This window comes from Elusimicrobiota bacterium (assembly GCA_040757695.1).
GTDB lineage: Bacteria > Elusimicrobiota > UBA8919 > UBA8919 > UBA8919 > JBFLWK01.
Window position 1 is genome coordinate 1 of sequence record JBFLWK010000221.1, and the last position, 1,491, is coordinate 1,491.

The following is a 1,491-nucleotide window of genomic DNA, read 5'->3' on the forward strand; positions in this document are numbered from 1 at the left end:
GAAGTTTCACTATTAGTGAAGGTTGTGCAGGACTTATTTTTTCCCGATTATTATACATATTAGTCGTCGGTAAATCAATAATACTATGAGTCAAAAAACAGCGTTTTCACGCATTTTTCAGGTTTATAATCTGTGCGATTTTAGGAATCTCTTCACTTTTTAATCCATCAGGATATCCACTACCATCCCAATGCTCGTGATGATGTTTTATGCCAAGTATAAGTTTTTCTGTGTTTTTTATATTCTCTACTATTTTGGCGCCTTTTACTGGATGTTCTTTTATTATTGCAAATTCGTCGTCTGTAAGTTTGCTCGGCTTTTGAAGGATTCTATCAGGAATACCGATTTTACCAACATCGTGCAAAATAGCAGCAAGTTTCAATATCGTTAATTCATCATCTGTGAATCCCATTTTTTTACCAACAATAAGTGAATAATTTGTTACACGTTCTGAATGCCCTTTTGTATAAACATCTTTAGCATCAATTGCAGAGACCATACTGCGTATTGCACTGTGAAACATTTCCTCTAATTCTTTTATCAGTCCTGCCCGTTCTATAGCAATTCCCGCATGTTTCCCGATTGCTGATAGAAGTTCAAGTTCTGGCTCAGTAAAATTTTTGGTTCTGCCAATAGTATCAAGATAAATAGCACCGAGTATTTTGTTTTTTGATTCAACCGGTACGCATATCACAGACCGAATATTATGTGTAATAATACTCTGTCCCATCTTGAAGCGGTCATCAATAAATGTATCCGACGATAAAACAGAAAAACCATCTTTTAATGAATGATTAATCACAGACATTGATATTCCGCCTGCCGATATTTTACCGACAGAAACAACAGGCATCACTGCGCATGTGTTAGGTTCAGAAATAATAAGAAATCCTCTATCAGCATGTATGGTTTGCAGTATTGATTGCATAATTTTGTTGAACAATTGTTCAAGGTTATATTCTGTTTGGATAGTGTCCACCACTTTGTACAGTGTAGCCACCATTTCATTTGTTTGAAGAATCGCTTTATCGTCAGTAATCCGTTTTTTAATATCAATTTTTGAGGTTTCGTTTTTAATAAAGTTTATTGTAACATTTTCTGTCTCAAACCTGAACGATGTTTCACCTGCGTCAATTATATCACCGGTATTAAGAACTGCATTTTTTATTCTTATCCCGTTTAGATATGTTCCATTAGTGCTTTTTAAGTCGGTTATATAAAAATTTTCATTTTGTTTTTCTATACAAAAATGCTCGCGAGACGATCTGTTATCTGCAATTTTTATACTTGCAGACGATTCCCTGCCGATGATTGTTCGGTCATGTTCTATTGGGAATACTTCACCTTTTCTATTCCCGCTGATAATCCTGAAAAATGCGTGAAAACGCTGTTTTTTGACTCATAGTATTATTGATTTACCGACGACTAATATGTATAATAATCGGGAAAAAATAAGTCCTGCACAACCTTCACTAATAGTGAAACTTCTGC

General features: G+C 34.7%; 1 protein-coding gene and 1 pseudogene. Both read right to left on the reverse strand.

Translation table 11 applies throughout. From position 1 onward, the window contains the following. Positions 1 to 106 precede the first annotated feature (106 nt). The gene (locus AB1349_14290; protein MEW6558495.1) at positions 107 to 1,003 is read right to left on the reverse strand and encodes an HD domain-containing phosphohydrolase; all 897 of its coding nucleotides are present in this window, start codon (positions 1,001 to 1,003) and stop codon (positions 107 to 109) included. A 105-nt stretch (positions 1,004 to 1,108) separates the two neighbouring features. After that, positions 1,109 to 1,366 (reverse strand): annotated as a pseudogene (locus AB1349_14295) (FHA domain-containing protein). Positions 1,367 to 1,491: the final 125 nt, after the last annotated feature.